The organism is Treponema sp. UBA3813, assembly GCA_002368605.1.
Lineage (GTDB): Bacteria > Spirochaetota > Spirochaetia > Treponematales > Treponemataceae > Treponema_D.
Map to the genome: position 1 here is coordinate 16,325 of DFEB01000007.1, position 20,720 is coordinate 37,044.

Genomic DNA, 20,720 nt, shown 5'->3' on the forward strand with positions numbered 1-20,720 from the left:
AGTCATTATGCCACCTGTGAAAATGAGGGGAACTCAACGCCCGAAAAATACAAAAAAGACAATCCGAAGGCTGGTTTCTTACATGGGGCGATTTAAGTCCCTTTGGATTTTTGTTTTTCTCTTTGTGATTCTCTCAGCCCTTGCCGAAGTCGCCGGGGCATATTTGCTCAAGCCTGCGATTAACGATTACATTCTTCCCCTTATCGGAAAGGAAAATCCCGACCTTGAAGGCTTAATCCGTCTGGTTCTCACCATGATTGCAGTCTATGTCATAGGAGCCTTTTCTTCTTATGGCTCTGAACGAATTTTGATTTTTATCTCAACCAACACTCTCTGCAATATCCGGAAAGATTTGTTCCATCACATGGAAAAATTGCCTCTCCGTTATTATGACAGCCGCCAGCACGGCCTTTTAATGTCCCTCTATACCAACGACACTGACACGCTTCGGGAAATGTTCAGTATGAGCGTTCCCCAGCTTTTTTCCACTTTCTTTCAGGTTTCCGGCATTTTTATCATGATGTGCCTGCTTTCGATTCCCCTCACTTGTCTCATGCTTTTTACCATTGCCCTGATTATGATTCTTTCAGCTCAAATCGGAAAGAGGAGCGCAAGGGCTTTCAGAAGCCAGCAGGAAAATATTGGCCGGGTGAACGGTTACATCGAAGAGTTGATTGAAGGTCAGCGGGTGGTCAAAGTCTTTACCCGCGAAGAAGAGGCAAAAGCCCGCTTTGACGAATTGAACGAGGATTTGCGCAAGGCGGGAACAAGCGCCATGAGTTATGTTTCGGTGCTGGGACCCATGATGAACAATCTCAGCCATATTCAGTACGCCCTCACGGCCATTGCAGGAGCCTTTCTTGTCATAAAAGGCTTTACCGATGTGGGTACAATCGCAAGTTTTTTGCAGTCAACCCGTTCATTTTCCCGCCCCCTTACCCAGGTCAGCCAGCAGTTCAATTCGGTTCTGAATGCCCTTGCCGGTGCGGAGCGAATTTTCGCCGTTATTGATGAGGAAATCGAAAGCGATGAGGGCAATGTCGAAGTTGATTCTTCTTTTAAAGGGGATTTCGTATTTGAGAATGTAAATTTCGGCTATGAGAAAAATATTCCCGTGTTAAAAAATATTTCCCTTTATGCCCACCCCGGAGAGAAAATTGCCCTTGTCGGCTCAACCGGTTCCGGAAAAACGACGATTACAAATCTGCTCACCCGCTTTTATGACATCGAGGAAGGGCAGGGAAAAATCCTGTATGACGGACATCCCCTTAAAACGATAAAAAAAGACTCCCTGCGCCGCTCCCTGGGCATGGTTTTGCAGGACACTCATTTGTTCACTGGAACGATTTTCGATAATATCCGCTACGGAAAGCTGGATGCCACAAAAGAAGAAGTGCTTGCCGCCGCCAGACTGGCCAACGCGGATTACTTTATCAGTCACCTTTCTGAGGGCTATGACACGGTGATTACCGGCGACGGCTCTTCTTTAAGTGCCGGGCAAAGACAGCTTTTGGCAATCGCCAGGGCTGCCGTGGCAAATCCCCCGGTTCTTATCCTTGACGAGGCTACCAGTTCCATCGATACCCGAACGGAAAGGCATATTCAAAAGGGCATGGACTCTCTCATGCGGGGGCGGACTGTCTTCGTTATCGCTCACCGGCTTTCAACCGTGCGCAATGCGGACGAAATCCTTGTTCTTGAAAAGGGAGAAATCATCGAGCGGGGAAATCACGACGCGCTTATGGAAAAACAAGGCCGGTATTACGATTTGTACACCGGCGCCTTTAAGCTGGAATAAGCTTGTGTTATTAGTTGTCTTTCTGTTTTCCGAAAAATCTCAAGAGTGTGAGGAAAAGATTAATGAAATCAAGGTAAATTTCGAGAGCGGCCATGATTGAGATTTTCTTGTAGTCATTGTTGCCGTTTGAGTGAAATGCGATTTTCATGATTTTTTGAGAATCGTAGGCTGTGAGGCCTGTGAACACAATGACACTTACAATCGAAATGATAAAATCAAGAAGCGTTGTGTTGAGCTTTAAAAATCTGTTGAAAACAAATTGTACCACTGAGGCTATGATGATTCCAACTAAAGCCATAAGCAGGTATCGTCCAAGAGTCATAAGGTTTCTTTTTGTGACGGAACCATATATTGCCATTGTGCCGAACATTGCCGCCGTAACTATAAAAGTCTTTGCGATTGATGCGAGTTTATATGCCGCAAAAATTGAAGACAGTGTGACACCGTTGATGAGGGCATAAAGAATAAAGCCTGCGACAGCGGTTTGAAGAGAGATTTTTCGGATTGATGACGAGAGCAAAAAAACAAGGACTAATTCCAAAATGGCGAAAATCCAGAAACCAATTGCGTAGCCTCCGAAGAGAAAATCTCCGAAAGCAGTTCTGATTTGTTGGGTTTCGTCTGTAAAAACCATTTTTGCCGTGATGTATGCGGCAAATGCGCTGATTAAAAGGGCTATTCCCATCCATGAATATGTATTTGTAACAAATTTTGCTTTTTCTGATTCACCTGCTGTGATGCTACGAGCCATATTTGAAATCCTCCGAATTCATTCTATATCAATTCATGAGAAAAAACCACAGTTCTAGTTAATTCCTTTTTCATTTTTTCCGATATTCATAGGGAAGAAACTGTTTTTGGGAGAAAACGAATTATGAAAAAAAACTTCGTAAATCTAATTCCGATTTTAATGCTTGTAACTTTTTTACTTGCTTGTTCTACAACGCCAAAAGAACCGTCAATTCAGGAACTTATAATGCAAGGCCGTTACGATGAGGCGAAGGAAATCTTTAAGACAAAAACTGATATAAATGCTGTGGATGAATATGGTGATACGGCGCTACATGTTGCCGCTCGTGTCAATGAGGCGGATTTGGTCAGTTTCCTTGTTATAAAGGGTGCTGATACTGAACTCCGGAACAATGAAGGCGATACGGCGCTTCATGTTGCTATAAAAAACAGCTCCATTGATGCGGCAAAAGTTCTAGCTATTGTTCACGGTGATATTTTCGCAAAAGACGGAAATGACAACAGTGCACTTGAGCTTGCTCTTTCAAAGGGGGCTGAATGGTATGACGCAATGATCACGCCTCAGACCGGAGAACTTAGGGATGTTGACGGTGAATCTATCGTCCATTATTTTGTTAAAACCCGTGATGAGAAAGCGATTGACCGTTGTATTCAGGTGAATATTCCTCTTTCTGTAAAAGATAATTACGGACTGACTCCTTTGCATCTTGCTTTCCAAAACGCCCAGAATGCGGCTTCAGTAAGAATTGCTGCCCGCCTTTTGCTGGCAGGTGCTGAACCTGTTCGTGGTGATTACGCCTATTTTGAGGACGCAGTTCGTACCCATAACATGATTCTTCGCTTTAATGACGGCCAGACCCCGCTTCATCTTGCAACAATTGACGGACATACAGGCATTGTCGATTATATTCTCAACGAAAAAACTTCTGCACGAGTTTCAGATATCCTTGCTGCCCAAGATATCAGCGGAGCAACTCCGCTTCATGAGGCTGTCCGTTATGGCCGAGTCGATATCGCGCGCCTTTTACTTATTAATGGTGCGAATGTAAATTCAATGGACTCAATTGGAAAGACTCCGATTCTTTTGATTATTCCGGGAAATGCCCAGCAGGAAATGTACCCGCTTTTGCTTCAGTATCGGGCAAATGTAAATCAAAAAGATATGTACGGAGACACTGTTCTTCATGTAGCAACGATGGCAAATGCTCCGATAAGCATACTTTCTCTTTTGGCAAGCAACGGTGCGGTCATTAATGAGAGAAATAAAGAAGGTGTAACTCCGCTTACGCTTGCAATTGAGTTGCAGCATCCAGAGCAGGTTAAGTTTTATGCTCAGAATGGAGCCGATATTTATGCTGAGGACATGAAAGGCAACACTCCTCTTACAAAAGCTTTGGAATCAGAAAGCAGGGCAATGCTTGAGACTCTTATAACTACTTCAAATGCTTCTTCAACAGATTCCAGCGGAAACACAGCCCTTCACATTGCCGTAAGTAAAGACGCTCCTATAGAGTATATCCGTTATCTTGTTGAGGCGGGCGTTGATATTAACACACGCAATAAGAATGGAGATTCTGCCCTCTTTATTACCGTTCAGAAAAATCGGCGGGATGCGGGGGATCTTCTTCTTGAAAAAAATGCCGACATCTTTGCCACAAATACTCAGAATAATTCACCCCTCAGAATCGCATTGTCTCGCGGTGGGGAAGTTCAGGATTGGCTTATCAATTCAAAAACATTGAATTCAACCGATGGAAGCGGAAATACCCCTCTTCATTATGCGGCGGAATGGCATTTGAACAACGCGATTGTTGCCTTGATTCAGAAAGGAGCAAAGATTCAGGCGCAGAATGCAAACGGTGAAAGTGCGATTTATTCAGCTGTAAAGGGTGGCGATGACAGCCCGTCAACAATAAATGTACTTGTTTCTAACGGACTTGTCTTAGATTCTAAAGACAAACTTGGCCGTGATAATCTTGGAAATACGCCTCTTCATGCGGCTGTCAAATGGAATACATTCAATACGGCAAAAACACTTATCGCACTGGGGGTTGATGTTGATGCCCAGAATTTAAGTGGAAAAACCGCTTTGAGTGATGCTTGCCGTTCTGCCAAAAAAGATATGGCAATTCTCTTGATTCGCAATGGCGCAGATATTAATGCCACAGATGCAACCGGAAGAACAGTCCTTATGGACGCAATTTCCAGCAGCAATGAAGAAATGGTTCGGCTCTTGCTTGGTTATAAGGCAAATGTTCAGATTCAGGAAATGTCAGGACGGAATGCTTATCATGAAGCTGCTTTGACAGGAAATACGGGCATTATTAATTTAATCAGAAAGGCTGGCGGAAATCCTCTTTCTCGTGATGCTGCTGGAGATACGCCATTCTCTTTGGTGTTAAATTCAGATATTTCTGTAATTCAGGCCGTTCTCGGAAATGATATGACGATAGCAGATTCTGACGGAAATACCCCGGTTCATATCGCCGTTTCTCGCCATGCAAGTAAAAAGACTTTGACGCAACTCCTTAACATGGGGTATCCAGCAAGTCAGCGCAATGGAAAAGGTATGACAGCTTTGAACGAGGCAGTTGCTAAAAACGAAAAAACTCAGGCTCTTGTTCTTCTTGAATATGGTGCGGATCCTTATATTGCCACAACTACTGGAGAAAATGCCCTTACGGCTGTATTCAAAACAAAAAACCTTGATATTCTTGATGCAATCGTAAAATACAACAGCATGAAAAGTGACCGGCAGGGCGACGGAATCCTTCACTATGCGGCGCGAAGCGCAGATCGTGACATAGTGGAGCACCTTGTCGCCTTGAAATTGGATAAAAATGCGGCGAATATTTCAGGCGAGACTCCGGCTCAAATGGCTTCAAGATGGGGCAGAAAAGACATAGCAGAATTACTTAAATAAAAGGAAAATCGTAGGCACTTTCTCAAAAGGGAGTGCCTTTTCTTTTTTCCAGGCGGTTATGGTTTTGGTCTTGATGAATTCCTCGCTGGTGGTGATTCCGCTGGCGACGCAGAGCTTTGTTTCCGCTCGGCAGGTTTTTAAAATCGCCTCAAACATTTTCTGATTGCGGTAGGGAGTTTCGATAAAAAGCTGGGTCTGGTTTTCCTTGTAGACTTTGTTTTCCAGCTGTTTGAGTCTAGCTTCCCGCTCTCCGTTCTTGACCGGAAGATAGCCGTTGAAGGCAAAATTCTGGCCGTTAAAGCCCGAAGCCATGAGAGCCATAATCATTGAGTTGGGGCCGACAAGGGGGACGACTCGCAAATTCTTTTTTTGAGCGATTTCCACCGCACGGCTTCCAGGGTCTCCAATGCATGGACATCCCGCGTCAGAAATCACTCCCATGCTCTCGCCTTTTTCCAGCGGAAGAAGAATTTTTGAAAGGTCGGCCTTTTCGTCAGTATGCTCGCTGAGCTCGGTGAAAGTGCAGTCGTCAATAGGAAAAGACTTATCAAGGGAAATCAAAAAACGCACGGCTGACTTGCGGCTCTCCACGATAAAATGCCGGATATTCCTTACAATTTCGAGATTGTAAGAGGGAAGGACATTTTCGTTGGGAGTCTCTCCCATAGGGCAGGGGATTAGATAAAGGGCTGTTTCCATGAGAAAATTATAGCAGATTATTGGGAAATTAGGAATTAGAGATGAGCAATTAGCGATTAAGGGAAAATTTTCCTTTCAATCCGTGCGAATCTGTGATAATCTGTGGATAGTTTTTTTTGGAGACATCTATATGAAGATTTTGATTCGACCACATGATATTGGAAAGGGAAGCGCTGACTGGCTTGGAAAAAATGCTCATGAATGGGGCTTTGACGGCGTTCAGCTGGCCATTGCGAAGGCTGTTGAGGGACAGAACGGAAATCCGGGCACTCTCACGCCGAAAGTGATTTCAGAAATCCGAAATGGATTTAATTCTCACCATGTTGAGATTCCTCTTTTGGGGGCTTATTTTAACCCCGTTCACTCAAACAAGGAAAAAGTGAAAGCCGGAGCCGAAAAATATGCCGACCATTTGCGCCATGCCGCTGAATTCGGTGCGAAATTTGTTGCCAGCGAGACTGGAAGCTACAACGATGACAAATGGACTTACAATCCCAAAAATCAGACGGAAGAGGCTTTTCAGGAAGTCAAGAAGATTTTCGCTCACATGCCGGCTGTCGCCAAAGAAGCCGGTGTCTGCATGGCTCTTGAAGGAGCATGGGGCCACTGTATGTATAAGCCAGAGATGCTGAAACGCCTGGCCGATGAAATTGATCCCGGTCAGGAAAATTTCCGCTTCATCGTGGATATTTACAATTACCTCTATATCGGAAATCACGAGGAGAGGGCAAAGATTTTTGAGACCTGCCTCAAGCTTTTTAAAGGAAAAATCTGCGGCTTCCACTTAAAGGATTATGTGGTGAATGGCGAAGAGCTTGAAATCGCTCCTTTAGGTCAGGGAATCATGGGCTGGAAGGACTTTTTGCCTATGATTAAAGCAGAGTGCCCGGACGCTTACCTTATTTTTGAGGGCGTAAAGGATGTGCCTGCTTCTCTTAAATTCGTAAGAAGCATTGTGGAATAGTTTTTGACGCAGATGCATTAGCCGCGTGAGCGGCGAGTAAATAATTTCTACTAACGCAAACGACACTAAGTGGCGTATGGACGCAGATAAACGCGGATTATTTATTTTTTAAATCTGTGAGGAATTTAAACATCGTCCATGCAGGTTCTGCCGCCCCATTCTTTGCTGTGGGCTTTTTCGTGGGCGATTGTGGCTTCAAAGTCTGCCAGAGGCTCGCAGTTGGCTTCGATTTGGCGGGCTGTGGCGTTTAGGCGGCGGATACACTCGCTTTTGTCATTGTAGCCCAAGCGTGATTTTTCGATTGCGTCGCCCAGGACGCGGATTGACTCGTCGTAGATTTTTAAGGGAACAGGGAAGGGGTGGCCGTCTTTTCCTCCGTGGGCAAAGCTGAATCGTGCCGGGTCGGTGAAGCGGCTGGGAGTTCCGTAAATCACTTCGCTCACCAAAGTAAGGCTCTGTAGCGTTCTGGGACCAAGCCCCGGCGTGAGCAAAAGGCTCTCAAAATCCTGATTGTTGCTTTCGTAGGCCGTGGCAAGAACGCTTCCCAGTCGCTTTAAATCCACATCTTCTGCCCGGACATCGTGATGAGCGGGCATTCTTAGATTCCTGTCATTGCGCAGCTCAAAGGTCAGGGCATATTCTTCATTTGAAATTTTCGCAATCTCCTTCATCATTTTGTCGGGATTTTCCTGAGTCAGGGAAAGAATACTTCCCCGTGTTTCCTTGGCGGCCGAGTCCGTGAGATTTAAGATTTTTCCCTGATTTTCGCCAGTGACGCCTGAGTGAGGCTCTTCCACAAAGGAGCGGAGATTTTCCGAAGACCAGTGATAGCGGCGGGCTGTGCGGGTGGCCGTGTTCATTCCCTGCTGGACTACCACCCAGTCGCCCTGGTCGCTCAGGACGAAATTGTGCATGTAAAGCTGGAATCCGTCCTGAACTGCGTTTCCGTCAACTTTTGCGGTGAGCCGGCTTGCGTTTACGAGGGAAGTTCCGTCAAGGCCTGTGGCATCTGCCAGATACAAAAGCTCATCCGGCGTTTTTCGCGAGTATTTTCCCCTGCCGCCGCAAATACAAAGGCCGAATTCACGCGCCCGCTCGTTGATTCCCCGTTTCAAAGCGTACATTACGCTGGTGGTGATGCCGCTTGAATGCCAGTCCATGCCCAAAACCGCCCCCAGAGACTGAAACCAGAGGGGATCTGAAAGGCGGGTGAGAACTTCTTTTTTTCCGTAATTTATGAGCAGGGCTTCGATTATTTCTGTTCCCAAAAGCTTCATTCTGTCGGCGAGCCACTTGGGAACCACGCCCGTGTGAAGGGGTAAATCGGCATAGCCTGAGCGTTTGAGCATGAGGAAATTATAGCAGAAAAGTCAAAAAGGGAAAACGACAGTTTTTATCTTCCAAAAATCAGGGCGAAAATCTTTCTTACCACAGGTCCTGCGAAGCAAAGCTGCCAGAAAAAGGCCATGGGAAAGTTCATGATGGTGGTTTTAATCCAGATTGAGACTACTTCGCTTTGCAAAAGGCCGCCCTTGAACAGAATCGTTGCGGCAAGACTCATCATGGGACACATAAAAATCACCGAGAAGACTGAAATCGAAAGGATGATGAAAATGGGCTTTGTCTCAGCCGGATTAAAAATCTTGAAAGTGAAGGCTTTTGCCAGCGGGCCTGCAAGCAGCATGTCGAGGATGATTGCGATTGGTCCCATAATCACCAGTTCCCTGAAAGCGCCCAGTATAACCGCATTGGTGAAGTCACCGATTGCGAGGGTCATGTTGTAGCAGATAAGCGCGTAGACCATGAAAAAGACCATGATGATTGTGAAAATGATTTCCTGAAATAAAGACTTTGGCATTTTAGTTTACTCCTTTGCCGTTTTTGATTGTGCAAAGATTGTTAAACTACGCCCTTGGTGATGGCAGACTGCCGGAAATAAAAAGCGCATGAGGCTCGGCTGCTGGAGCAACCAAGATTCAATCTCAAGCGGGATTAATGTAGCGGAATTCAAAAAAATGTGCAATAATTTTCAGCATGGAATTTAAATCACTCACATCAACTTACACTCTTGCCAACGGAAACAAAATTCCCTGCGTGGGATTCGGCACCTGGCAGAGCGAGGACGGCGATGAGGCTTACAATGCTGTTCTTTCAGCCTTAAAAAACGGATACCGCCACATTGATACGGCAACGGCTTACGAAAATGAAGAGAGCGTCGGGCGGGCAATCAATGACTTTTTGCGTGAGAGCGACCTTAGCCGGAGCGAGCTTTTTATTACGACGAAACTCTGGAACGCTGACCACGGCTACGAGGCAACAAAAAAAGCTATAGACCTTTCCCTTAAAAAAATGAATCTTGATTATCTTGATTTGTACCTGATTCACTGGCCCAATCCCCTTAAATTCCGTGACTGCTGGGAAGAAACGAATGCGGGAAGCTGGAAGGCTATGGAAGAGGCTTACGACGAAGGAAAACTCCGCGCCCTTGGTCTTTCAAATTTCCGTCAGCATCATATTGAGGCTTTGGAAAAAACGGCAAAAATCAAACCTATGGTTAATCAGCTTATGGTTTGTCCCGGTCAGGCACAGCGGGAGCTTTGCGAATTTTCCAGAAAGCGGGGTATGATAATCGAAGGCTACAGCCCCATGGGAACAGGAAAAATCTTCTCCAGTGAAAAGATACAGGCTCTTTCAAAAAAATACGGGCGCACAATCGCCCAGATTTGTATCCGCTGGAGCCTGCAGGAAGGAGCGATTCCCCTGCCTAAAAGCGTTCATGAAGAGCGGATTATTGAGAATGCAAAAGTCTTTGACTTTGAGCTTGAAAAATCTGACTGCGATTTGATTGCAGGTCTTACAGGCCTTGAAATCCGCCAGAACAGAAATCCTGACGAGGCTCCCTTCTAATGCACAAGATTTTATTTATCTGCCACGGAAACATCTGCCGCTCGCCCATGGCCGAAATGGTCATGAAACACTATGTAAAAAAGGCGGGGCTTGAAAAGGACTTTTACATCGATTCCGCCGCCACTGACTATGACGAAATCGGGAACGGAATGCACCGAGGAACGAGGCAAGTCCTCACGAAAAACGGCATTCCCTTTACCGACCACCGGGCCCGCCTTGTCACCCCGGACGATTACAATGACTTCGACCTTCTTGTTATCATGGACGAGGAGAATGAAAGGCACTTAAAGTGCAGGGTAGGCGAGGATACAGATGGGAAAATCCATTACCTTCTGGAGTATGCCGGCTTGAACCGCGATGTAGCCGACCCCTGGTATACCGGGAATTTTGAGGAGACCTGGAATGACATCACCCTGGGCTGCCGAAGCCTTTTAGATGCCCTGTGCTGGTAAAAATAAAAAGATTTATTACGGGATGCATTTTCTGTATCCCGATTTTTTTATATTAAGCCTGCTCTTTCTATTGACACAAAAATAAAAAACATATATCATCTTTTACATTCAGCAATGAACACATGGGCTATTAGCTCAGTAGGTAGAGCACCGCCCTTTTAAGGCGGCTGTCGATGGTTCGAATCCATCATAGCTCATTAAAGTTTCTTTGTTGGAGTTGGGCTATTAGCTCAGTAGGTAGAGCACCGCCCTTTTAAGGCGGCTGTCGATGGTTCGAATCCATCATAGCTCACATAAGACTTCTGAATATTCAGGAGTCTTTTTTTTTGCTTTTTCAGAAATCTGGGGTATAATATAAACTGAGGTATGCTGTAAATGATTCTGTCGGTAAAAAATCGAAGTGCTTTGCTTGACGAAAATTTCCGTCTTGTCGAAACTGATACAACAAAAGATTTTTTCACATATTTCGACTATCTGTGCGAAAACATCCTGGACTTCGTGCATCCCGACGAAAAAGAACGCTTCATTGACCTCGTCACAGGAAAGCATGATAAATCCGATAACCGGAGCGACATATTTCATCTTTTGCGAAATACTAACGAATATCGCTACAATTTTGTCACTGTCCGAAATGTTCGTAAGCCTTATCTCGCGAGAATCCGATTATTTGATATTTATGATGCCATTGAATTTACCCGCACTTCTGTAGACGAAAACAACAAAATCCATACAGCACTCGGTCTTACGAACGATTATCTTTTCAGTTATCAAAAGACACAGGATTTGTTCACGCTTGCCTATTACAGTCAGGGCAAAGAAATCGTCCTTTACAAAATGCATCTTGACGATTGGAAAAAACTGCTTATAAACGAAAATCTTGTTTCTAAAAAAAGTCTCGATAATCTTAATGTTTTTTGTAATGATATTGCCAAAAATCCTAATTCCGTAATGACAAAAATGGAAGGCTCTTTCAGAACGTCCGGAGCCGTAAATGAAAAACTTCGTCTGATAGGCAGCCGCTATGAAGGTTTGGATGATACCTGTATGATTGGTCGTATCTTGTCAGACGAGGATATGGCAAAACTTCACGGCTCTCATGCCCTCATCGAAGAGCTCCAGCTTGATTCGCTTTCTCAGGTTTACAACAAAAAGACCATAACTACCTATGTCCAGCAGAAAATCAAGGCTGGATTGCAGGAGCCATTTGCCCTTGTTATCATTGATTTGGATCATTTCAAGCCGATAAACGACAGGTTCGGACATCTCGCTGGTGACAAGGTTATTACCCGCACCGCTCAAAAGATAAAAGAAGTTGTGGGTGAAGACGGCGTTGTCGGTCGCTTCGGCGGTGACGAATTCATGCTGGTTTTGGAGAATGTTGCCAATGTAAGCATATTGCGTGGTGCTCTCCGTGCCATTATGGTTCAGGTCAAAAAAGAATTTGAAGGTAATTTTGATGATATCGTGCTCAGTTGTTCTGTGGGGGCTGCTGTTTATCCTGCTAACGGAACGACTTATGATGAACTCTTTAAAAAGGCTGATTTTTGTCTCTATCGTGCGAAAGATAAAGGCCGGGACCGATATGTTTTCTACCGCGACGACCTTCATGCACAGGCTTATGCGGAGCGTTTAAAAGAAAATGGAGAAGGAAAGGCTGCCGAAGGCCGAGAAGTTCAGGAATTAAAGCACATGGCAGATTATATGCATAATCTGTATGTAAATCCTCGGGAAGCTGTAATGAAACTTCTCAAACATATGATTGGTCTCTATTCTGTTGACTGCATTTCAATTTATGCCGGACCAGAAATGAAGAGTATAGTTTATGTTGGAGAAGAAAGACCTGAACTTAAAACAGCAGAATATACTTTGACCGAGGATTTTAAGAAAGCCCTCGATGCTGATGGGCTTGCCCTCTATAATTTTACTTCTGAAATCCCGGAAAACAATGCTTTTGGAGACGCCCTTCGCGCTAGGGATGTTTTCTCATCGGTGCATTGTGTTATCGGTTCCAAAGATGATTTTACTGGCGTGATTGCCTTCCATAAAGTGCGGACTCCGGCCCGTTTTGCAGACTATGAGGTCAACTGCGCGAGAATTCTAGCTTCAAGCCTTACCCTGATTGATTTGAAGGATTTAGCATAATTATTCGCTTTTTTCATCCTTTTCTCCTTATCTTGTAAATCGTCTCGTTTTCTTCTATAATTTTCCTCACATTTTTTATAGGTACGAGACTATGGCAATTAATTTACAGAAAATGCGCAATATCGGAATCATGGCGCATATCGACGCAGGAAAAACCACCACAACTGAGCGAATCCTCTATTATACAGGTAAAATTCACCGTATCGGCGAAATTGACGACGGCGCGGCAACAATGGACTTCATGAAGCAGGAGCAGGAGCGTGGAATCACAATCGCTTCGGCGGCAATCACCACTGACTGGAAGGGCTACACAATCAATATCATCGACACTCCGGGGCATGTTGACTTTACTGCCGAAGTTGAGCGTTCCTTGCGGGTCTTGGACGGAGCGGTTGCCGTAATCTGCGCGGTAGACGGAGTTCAGCCACAGACCGAGACTGTATGGAAGCAGGCTGATGAATTCTCTGTTCCGAGAATGTGCTTCGTAAACAAAATGGACCGAATCGGAGCTGATTTCTTCTATTCAATCAATGATGTTCACGAAAAATTTGGAGTCAATACTGTAGCTCTTCAGGTTCCCATGGGGCAGGGCGAAGATTTTGAAGGCGTAATCGACCTTCTCACAATGAAAGAAATCCGCTGGAATGAAGAAGATGAGGGCGAGACTTTCACTGAATCTGATATTTCTGACAAATATAAAGATTTGGCAAATGAATGGCGTGAAAAACTTATTGATGCTGTTGCCTCAAACGACGACGAGCTTGGAATGATTTATCTTGAGGGCGGCGAAATCACCAACGAACAGCTCAAAAAAGCTTTGCGCACTCTTACAATAAACCGCACTCTCGTTCCCTGCCTCTGCGGCACGGCACGGCGCAACAAAGGCGTTCAACCGCTTATCGATGCTGTAATTGACTATCTCCCTTGCCCCACGGATGTTCCCCCTGCAAAAGGCATTCATGTCAAAAAGGACAAGGAAGAACCTGTGGAAATTCCCTGCGATGACAAAAAAATGCCCCTCGGCCTTGTCTTTAAAATCCAGCAGGACAGGGAAATGGGTGCCCTTGCTTTTGTCCGCGTCTACTCAGGAAAATTCACCACGGGAAGCCAGTGTCTCAATGTGGGTAAGAAAAAGCGGGAGCGAATCAACCGAATCCTGCGCGTAAACGCAAATCACATGGAGCAGATGGATAGCGTTCAGGCTGGAGACATAGCCGTTTTCGTAGGCCTTAAAATCTCCCAGACCGGCGACACTTTGGGAAGCGAAGGAATGCCAATCCTTCTTGAAAGCCTTAAATTCCCGGAGCCAGTAATCTCAATCGCCATCGAGCCTGAGACTTTGAGCGACAAGGACAAGCTTGTGGAGACTCTGGCAGTCATGAGCCGGGAAGATCCCACTTTCACCAGCCATGAAGATGCCGAGACAGGCCAGCTCATCATCAGCGGCATGGGCGAGCTTCACCTTGATGTTCTCGTTACCCGAATGAAGGAAGATTTCGGCGTAAAGGCGAATGTCGGCGCCCCACAGGTCACTTACCGCGAAAGCGTCACCAACGAAGCAGAAGTTTCTTCAACCTGGGAAAAGAATCTTGCAGGAAAAGACAACACCGCAGGCCTCACTCTCAAAATCCGTCATAATGAGCAGGGGGTGGGAAATACCTATTCTTGTGAAGTTCATGACGCTCAGATTCCCGAAGAGATTTACGATGCTGTCAAGGCCGGAATCGAAAATTCCTTCGCTTCTGGAATCAAATACGGCTATCCCTGTGCCGATGTGGGCGTTACGGTCACAAAAATCGACTACAACGAGCTTACAGGCACTCCCTTTGCCTTTACGGCATGTGCGGCCCAGGCTTTTGACGAGGCGGCTGCCAAAGCCTCACCTCAGATTCTTGAGCCTGTCATGAATGTTGATATTTCTTGTCCGCTTGAATTCGTGGGGGATGCAATCAGCCAGATTACCCAGCGTGGCGGGCAGATTGCAGGTCAGGACTCAAAAGCCTCTGGCGAAATCGTTCACTGCATAGCTCCTATGGCAAAAATGTTCGGCTTCTCAACGAACCTGCGTTCCGTAACCCAGGGGCGTGCAAGCTTCTCAATGGAATTCGCTCACTTCCAGCAGAAAATCGGCGGGCTTGACTCAGCTTACTAAAGGGCTTTGAGCTGCTTTTTGCGCTCATACATTTTCATGTCGGCTCTGCTGAAAACCGTCGGGTAGGACTTGTCTTGCCCGGCCTCAAATTCAGTAAATCCGCATGAGACGACCACATGCTTGTCCGTCAGATTCTTTTCCATCTGGCTGTCAAAAGCCTTTACTAATTCTGTCTTGTGCTTAAAATCCTCTCCCATGAGAAATGCGACGAATTCGTCTCCGCCAATTCGGTAAATGGGGCTGTGTTTGAAAGTTTTGCAAATTATGGCACAGGCTTCTTTTATGACTTTATCGCCCTCATCGTGGCCTTTTGTATCGTTTACCAGTTTCAAGCCGTTCACATCAAAGACCGCAACGGCGAAATCTTTTAAAATTCCGTCTTCAATTCGTTTTCCGATTCCGATTATGTCTTCCTGATAGGCTGTTTTGCTTTTGACTCCCGTAAGAGAGTCCGTGTAAGCCATTAATCGTGCTGATCCAAGCTCTGCCTCGCGGATTTTTTCGACTTGAAGGAGATTTTCGAGCTTTTCCCGACGGTCTTCTTTTTCGCCTTCAAGGACAAATGTGTGGATAAGACAGATTCCAAGTAAGTAGCCTAAGGAATAAAAAGGGAGAATCGGGTATATCGCCGAAAAAATAACAAATATTGTCATGGCTATGCCGAATCCCCCGATAGTGCGGTGACGGTGGCGGATTTTTCCATGATTTTTGACCGTGATTGTAAGCGTATAAATAGAAGTCACCAAAAAAAGCAGAATTTGGGCGAACATTGTGGCAGTGCGGGCTTTTCCGGTGTGATAGCCGCCTTATATGATAGGAAAATATCTTGCTTTTCCGAAAAAAATATCTGAGAAAATTGGGAAAATTTTGTACTACTTCTATTGACACTTTTTAGGGATTTCTATAATATATCTAACATCAGTTGCGGGGATGGTGGAATTGGTAGACACGCTAGCTTGAGGTGCTAGTGGCGCAAGCTGTGCCTGTTCAAGTCAGGTTCTCCGCACTAGTTTATGAGGCTTCCCAAATGGGAGGCCTCAATTTTTTATGTGGGACTAGTGGTGCAAGCTGTGCCGTCCGAAGCACAGCTTCAAACGCCTCCCTATGTTCAAGTCAGGTTTTAAAAATGATTGCCGTTTTTGTTAATTGCGCTACGATTTTAATCGGTTCGATTATAGGTCTTCTTTTTGCTAAGAAAATTCCCCAGAAAGTCACTGATTCCATTCAACTGGCCTGCGGTCTCGTTTCATTCGTCATGGGCGTCCAGATGTCATTTAAATATCAGAATGTGGTTTTTCTGGCCCTTGCCCTGATTCTGGGCGGCATTGTGGGAACTCTCCTTGATGTCGACGGAAAAATCCTGCAATTTGGAAAGTTTCTTGAACGAGTGTTTATGAAGAAAAATGACGGGGCGTTGCGGGGATACCCCGCAGAAGGGGTAGCGGAAAACGCGAATGCGCTTGAAGCGAGGGGAAGGCTTTCCCCTTCTGCTCCTGAATCTTTTTCATCTGGCAGGCCTCAGAAAAATTTCGCCTATGCTTTTTTGAACGCTTCGGTGCTTTTCTGCGTGGGAGCCATGGCCATTGTGGGCAGTTTTAAGGCAGGAATTGAGCATGATTATTCTATTATTTTCTTAAAATCGATTTTGGACGGCTTTATTTCCATAGGATTTGCGGTGGCAATGGGTGTGGGAACGGCATTCAGCATCATCGCGATTTTTCTTTATCAGGGGGCGCTGACTATGTTTTCCGTGCTGATTGCCCCTTATGTTAGCGAGCAGATGATTGCAGAGCTTACGGGAAGCGGTGGTGCCCTTATCATTTTAATCGGAATCAACCTCATGGGAATCAAAAAAGTAAAGACCGCAAATTACCTTCCTGCGGTGCTTTTTAGTGTGATTTTCGTTCTCTGCCAGCCTTTTGTTGAAAATTTGCTGGGATTGTAAGAATTCCGTTCTTTTTTAAATTTTTCCCTTGAATTCTCTTTCGTTGTCATTTATACTGATTTCATAGTTATAATCCCTTGCCACAGGAGGAAAAAATGGCAAAAGTAGAGCTTAAGGGCGTAACAAAAGTTTACGACGGCAATGTTTTGGCTGTAGAAAAGTCAAACGTAACAATCGAAGACCGCGAATTCTGTGTATTCGTAGGTCCGTCTGGATGTGGTAAATCTACTACACTCCGTATGGTTGCTGGTCTTGAAGACATCACTGAAGGTGAGCTTCTTATCGACGGCGAGTTGATGAACGATGTTCCGCCAAAAGACCGCAATATCGCAATGGTATTCCAGAACTACGCTCTTTACCCTCACATGACCGTATTTGACAACATGGCATTCGGTCTCAAAATCCGCAAAGAGCCAAAAATCGAAATTCAGCGCAAAGTCGAAGAAGCTGCAAAAATGCTTGACTTGACTCAGTATCTTGACCGCAAACCGAAGGCACTCTCTGGTGGTCAGCGTCAGCGTGTTGCTGTAGGACGAGCAATCGTTCGTTCTCCAAAAGTATTCTTGTTCGACGAGCCTCTTTCTAACCTCGACGCAAAACTCCGTGTTACAATGCGTGGTGAGATTTCTTCACTCCATCACCGCTTGCAGGCAACAATGATTTATGTAACCCATGACCAGGTCGAAGCTATGACTATGGGTACAAAAATCGTCGTTATGTCTGAAAAACGAATCCAGCAGATTGGTGAGCCACTCTATCTTTACAATCACCCAATCAACAAGTTCGTCGCAGGCTTCATCGGTACACCACCAATGAACTTCTTCCGCCTCACAATCGAAGAAAAAGACGGCAAAGTTATCGCAAACGAAGGTTCATTCACTCTCGTTCCAACAGAAGCTCAGCAGAAACACCTCAAGGCTTATGTCGGAAAAGAAGTTACATTCGGTATCCGCCCAGAGGACTTGCACTATCAGGCAGCTCCAGCTGCAGAGAACAACATGCAGGTTAAAGTCACAAACAAAGAGCCTCTCGGTGCCGAGACACATGTCTTCGTTCAGGTTAAGGACGCAAACATCGTAGCAAAAGTTGCTCCAGAAGTAGTTGTCCAGCTTGGCGATACCATCAACTTCACTCCAGATATGGAAAAAGCAAAATTCTTCGACCTCGAAACAGAAATCAACATCTGTGAACCAGAGATCGAGAAGAAGTGGTAGTCTTTTAGAAAGATAGCTGGTTTCCCCTGCAAGTTTTTCTTGTAGGGGATTTTTTTTGCATGTATAATTACATTGTGAAAAAGAAGTCACTCCTTTTCTTTTTTCTGATTTTTTCTGCGATTATTCTCTTGACTTATTTGCTTGTAAGCAAGACCGTGATGACTGCTGACAAAGTTGCCTATAAGTCGTCATTAAATCTTTATTTTAACGGCCGTTATCTTACGGACAAAGAACTTTCAAAACTCCCTGAAGTCAAAATCAACTTTAATAATTACGATTCATTGAGCCATGTGTTTCCCCAAGATGGGTTGGAATCAGTTTACAGGTTAAGTCACTATTACAATTACAACAGTAAATTTTTTCGAATGGAAGTGGACTCAAGCGGCAAACAATGGGTCCATCTTTCAATGGATGCAAAGGAATATGCACAGGGGCATAAGCATCTTAAGAATTATCTGAGAACGCAAAAATTTTTGTCTATAGAAAATCCATTTTCCTATAATTTTAGTTTCTGTTTTTTCACTGACAAAACTAACGAGAGCGTTCAGATTTTTCATGTTTTTGTTTACGCCCCCATTAAAAAATCTGTGTTTCAAATTGTCTGTAAAAATGGACTTGTGACAGTAAAATTCCCTGTGGAATTAAATGAAAAATCATTTGAGTCAGAAACAATCGTCCTTGGTGCTTATAGTCTGGGTGATGTCGGAAAAATTTCAGTTCAATCTGACGGAAAAACCGTGCTGATTTATTACAACGAAAAACTGGTTTTTGATAAAGATATTCTGCCAGAAATCACAAAAAACAATGCTCCATTCTATATTGCCAATGGTCTTTACCCTGCCGAAGGAAGTCAAGGATTCAGTGAGATTTTCCTCAGTGATATAGATTACAGCGGCAGATAGTATTATTTAAATCGAGAAATCAGATCTTCCCGATAGGAAATGCCCAGTTTCTCGTATATCCTGGAAACATAAATTTCTGCCGAGTGACGGGAAATGTTAAGTTTTTCGGAAATTTCGTCATTGTCAAGCCCGTTGATTATCTCTTCAAAAACGCTTCTTTCTCTCTTTGTTAAGAATCGAGTCGCATCGAGGGCTTTTTGAACTTTGGGAGCAATTTCTTTTTGGATATATTGATTGCCGGATTGTACAGAATCCAGACATTTTAAGAATTCTTCCTCAGAGACTGATTTTGAAATATAGCCGGAAGCACCACATTCTTTGGCAAGCATGGCATAGCCTGTCATTTCGAACATTGAGTAGACGATTGTTTTTATTTGCGGAAAGTTTGTGCTCATCTCTTTGATAAAATCAAAACTTTGTTCGTTCTTTAGTTGAACATCACAAATTACTATTTCGGGAAGGCTCTCAAGGGATGAAGATTTGAAAAAAGACCTAGCCTCTTTTGTGTCGGTGGCGGTAGCCAGCACTTTCCATTTTGTGTTTTCATCTAGCCAGCTTTTTAGTGCTCTTCCCAGCATTTCATGGTCATCAATAATGAAGAGTGTGTTTTTCATAAGCCTTTCCTGTTTTTTTCGATATTATCTGGAAGCTTTATGATGATTTCCGTTCCGTCGTTCTCTTCGCTGATAATCTGAAGAATTGCGCCGATTGATTCTGCCCGGCTTTTCATTGAATGAAGCCCAAAATGCATTTCTTTTCCTTCCTGAAGGATTTTTTGCGGAATTCCGATTCCGTCATCGGTGACATAAATTACACTTCCATCAAAGCCTTTTTCGTGCCCGATTACTACGGAACAGCAAGTTGCCTCAGAATGATTCTTGATATTTACAAGGGCTTCCTGTACGATTCTGAAAATATTAAGGAGAATTTTCTGGTCCTTAATGGGCGTTATGTTTTCATCAGAGCGGAAACTGCACTGAATTTTTCCGTTGAATTCAGAATTGAACTTGTTGCAGAGAAATTCCATTAGGTTTTCCAGCTGAACGGATGATTTTTTGAGTTTTAAGTCTGGGGGAATGAGGTCGTAGCATATATTCCTCAGTTCTTGAATGCAATTTGTGCAAAGGTTGACAATATGATTTTTTTTGGAAATTAAATCTTCGCCTGTTTTTATATGTTCTGCTTCAAATTGTATGGTTCTGATTTCTTGAGCTATTGTGTCGTGGAGTTCATTTGAAATCTGGCCTCGCTCGTTTTCGATGGCGTTTAGAACCGTGTCTGTGAATTTTCGGTTTTCGGAAAGCTCTTTTTTCGTCTGCTTAGATTTAAAGTGGAGAAAAATAAGAAGAGTTATGAAAATAACTAGAAGAAGCAAGGCGAAAAGAATCAAATAAAAGCGGTTTTTTATGGACTGGCTGTAAAATTTTGTGTTGAATTCAGACAGTTTGAGGAGATTCTGGTTGATATCAGTGGCAACTCGGACAAAATCGCCGTAATTCTCATCAGGTTCTATTCTTTTTAGAAGTTGTATATTTGTTTTTAGCCTCTGAACTAAAAGATAGTAATCCCTGGATTTTTTGCAATAATCCTTGTATTGCTTTGATTCTATGTATTGAAAGCAAACGGACTCAAAGGATTCCGCTGACTGCTTGAAAAGGGAATAGTTTCCAGTTGTTATGAATGATTCAAGGTCATTCGCAAACTCATAGCCACCCTCGAATAATTTTTGGCTGTCGCTTAAATAATCTTCTGAAGCAAAAATAGGTGATATAAAAATTGATGTTAAAAGAAGACAGTAGAATAGTTTCATCTCAAGGATGATTATTTTTACCATGAAATCGACGGAAAAACAATAGAAGTTTTCTCTATCGC

Annotated in this window: 17 protein-coding genes and 3 tRNA genes; 13 read left to right on the forward strand and 7 right to left on the reverse strand. The window is 44.2% G+C overall.

Features of this window, described 5'->3' with window-relative positions:
- Nucleotides 1–7: 7 nt before the first annotated feature.
- Nucleotides 8–1,798: an ABC transporter ATP-binding protein gene (locus B2089_RS00545; protein WP_296325024.1), complete on the forward strand. Its 1,791-nt coding sequence runs from the start codon at nt 8–10 to the stop codon at nt 1,796–1,798.
- 10 nt (nt 1,799–1,808) lie between these two features.
- Here the strand turns inward: B2089_RS00545 and B2089_RS00550 are convergent, their stop codons facing one another.
- Nucleotides 1,809–2,549, reverse strand: a complete 741-nt coding sequence (locus B2089_RS00550; RefSeq protein WP_296325022.1) for a Bax inhibitor-1/YccA family protein — start codon at nt 2,547–2,549, stop codon at nt 1,809–1,811.
- Nucleotides 2,550–2,672: 123 nt separating this feature from the next.
- On the opposite strand from B2089_RS00550, the gene B2089_RS00555 reads away from it, so the two are divergent.
- Nucleotides 2,673–5,471, forward strand: coding sequence for an ankyrin repeat domain-containing protein (locus tag B2089_RS00555; protein WP_296325019.1), 2,799 nt, complete (start codon nt 2,673–2,675; stop codon nt 5,469–5,471).
- On the opposite strand, the gene B2089_RS00560 is transcribed toward B2089_RS00555, so the two are convergent.
- Nucleotides 5,460–6,170, reverse strand: a complete 711-nt coding sequence (locus tag B2089_RS00560; RefSeq protein WP_296325017.1) for an SAM-dependent methyltransferase — start codon at nt 6,168–6,170, stop codon at nt 5,460–5,462. The two genes, B2089_RS00555 and B2089_RS00560, sit on opposite strands and share 12 nt — an antisense overlap.
- A 130-nt stretch (nt 6,171–6,300) precedes the next feature.
- On the opposite strand from B2089_RS00560, the gene B2089_RS00565 reads away from it, so the two are divergent.
- A complete protein-coding gene (locus B2089_RS00565) occupies nt 6,301–7,134 on the forward strand; it encodes a sugar phosphate isomerase/epimerase family protein (RefSeq protein WP_296325013.1) in 834 nt (277 codons plus the stop codon).
- 125 nt (nt 7,135–7,259) lie between these two features.
- Here the strand turns inward: B2089_RS00565 and B2089_RS00570 are convergent, their stop codons facing one another.
- Nucleotides 7,260–8,483: a DUF763 domain-containing protein gene (locus tag B2089_RS00570; RefSeq protein ID WP_296325009.1), complete on the reverse strand. Its 1,224-nt coding sequence runs from the start codon at nt 8,481–8,483 to the stop codon at nt 7,260–7,262.
- 44 nt (nt 8,484–8,527) lie between these two features.
- Nucleotides 8,528–8,992 carry a DUF2798 domain-containing protein gene (locus B2089_RS00575; RefSeq protein WP_296325007.1) on the reverse strand — a complete coding sequence of 155 codons (465 nt, stop codon included), beginning with the start codon at nt 8,990–8,992 and terminating at the stop codon, nt 8,528–8,530.
- A gap of 176 nt (nt 8,993–9,168) precedes the next feature.
- Between B2089_RS00575 and B2089_RS00580 the strand changes: the two genes are divergently transcribed.
- The 6 genes from B2089_RS00580 (at nt 9,169) to fusA (ending at nt 14,787) form a co-directional block, all read left to right on the forward strand.
- Nucleotides 9,169–10,041: an aldo/keto reductase gene (locus B2089_RS00580; RefSeq protein WP_296325004.1), complete on the forward strand. Its 873-nt coding sequence runs from the start codon at nt 9,169–9,171 to the stop codon at nt 10,039–10,041.
- Nucleotides 10,041–10,493 (forward strand): low molecular weight protein-tyrosine-phosphatase, encoded by a 453-nt coding sequence (locus B2089_RS00585; RefSeq protein ID WP_296325001.1) that lies wholly within the window; start codon nt 10,041–10,043, stop codon nt 10,491–10,493. The genes B2089_RS00580 and B2089_RS00585 overlap by 1 nt, the downstream gene beginning before the upstream one ends.
- A gap of 124 nt (nt 10,494–10,617) precedes the next feature.
- Nucleotides 10,618–10,690 (forward strand) — tRNA-Lys (locus tag B2089_RS00590).
- Between the two features lie 22 nt (nt 10,691–10,712).
- Nucleotides 10,713–10,785, forward strand: a tRNA-Lys gene (locus B2089_RS00595).
- 83 nt (nt 10,786–10,868) lie between these two features.
- Nucleotides 10,869–12,635 carry a GGDEF domain-containing protein gene (locus tag B2089_RS00600; protein WP_296324998.1) on the forward strand — a complete coding sequence of 589 codons (1,767 nt, stop codon included), beginning with the start codon at nt 10,869–10,871 and terminating at the stop codon, nt 12,633–12,635.
- A gap of 91 nt (nt 12,636–12,726) precedes the next feature.
- Nucleotides 12,727–14,787: an elongation factor G gene (gene fusA, locus B2089_RS00605; RefSeq protein WP_296324995.1), complete on the forward strand. Its 2,061-nt coding sequence runs from the start codon at nt 12,727–12,729 to the stop codon at nt 14,785–14,787.
- Here the strand turns inward: fusA and B2089_RS00610 are convergent.
- Nucleotides 14,784–15,557: a GGDEF domain-containing protein gene (locus B2089_RS00610; RefSeq protein ID WP_296685339.1), complete on the reverse strand. Its 774-nt coding sequence runs from the start codon at nt 15,555–15,557 to the stop codon at nt 14,784–14,786. The genes fusA and B2089_RS00610 overlap by 4 nt on opposite strands.
- Before the next feature lie 154 nt (nt 15,558–15,711).
- Between B2089_RS00610 and B2089_RS00615 the strand changes: the two genes are divergently transcribed.
- The 4 genes from B2089_RS00615 (at nt 15,712) to B2089_RS00630 (ending at nt 18,848) form a co-directional block, all read left to right on the forward strand.
- Nucleotides 15,712–15,793: transfer RNA gene (locus tag B2089_RS00615), tRNA-Leu, on the forward strand.
- 120 nt (nt 15,794–15,913) lie between these two features.
- Nucleotides 15,914–16,732, forward strand: coding sequence for a DUF554 domain-containing protein (locus B2089_RS00620; protein ID WP_296685343.1), 819 nt, complete (start codon nt 15,914–15,916; stop codon nt 16,730–16,732).
- A 95-nt stretch (nt 16,733–16,827) separates the two neighbouring features.
- Nucleotides 16,828–17,946, forward strand: a complete 1,119-nt coding sequence (locus tag B2089_RS00625; protein ID WP_296685347.1) for an ABC transporter ATP-binding protein — start codon at nt 16,828–16,830, stop codon at nt 17,944–17,946.
- Nucleotides 17,947–18,020: 74 nt separating this feature from the next.
- Nucleotides 18,021–18,848, forward strand: a complete 828-nt coding sequence (locus B2089_RS00630; RefSeq protein ID WP_296324900.1) for a hypothetical protein — start codon at nt 18,021–18,023, stop codon at nt 18,846–18,848.
- Between the two features lie 2 nt (nt 18,849–18,850).
- Here the strand turns inward: B2089_RS00630 and B2089_RS00635 are convergent, their stop codons facing one another.
- Complete coding sequence (locus tag B2089_RS00635; protein ID WP_296324895.1) at nt 18,851–19,462, reverse strand: response regulator transcription factor; 612 nt, start codon at nt 19,460–19,462, stop codon at nt 18,851–18,853.
- Nucleotides 19,459–20,682, reverse strand: coding sequence for a sensor histidine kinase (locus B2089_RS00640; RefSeq protein ID WP_296685351.1), 1,224 nt, complete (start codon nt 20,680–20,682; stop codon nt 19,459–19,461). The genes B2089_RS00635 and B2089_RS00640 overlap by 4 nt, the downstream gene beginning before the upstream one ends.
- Nucleotides 20,683–20,720: the final 38 nt, after the last annotated feature.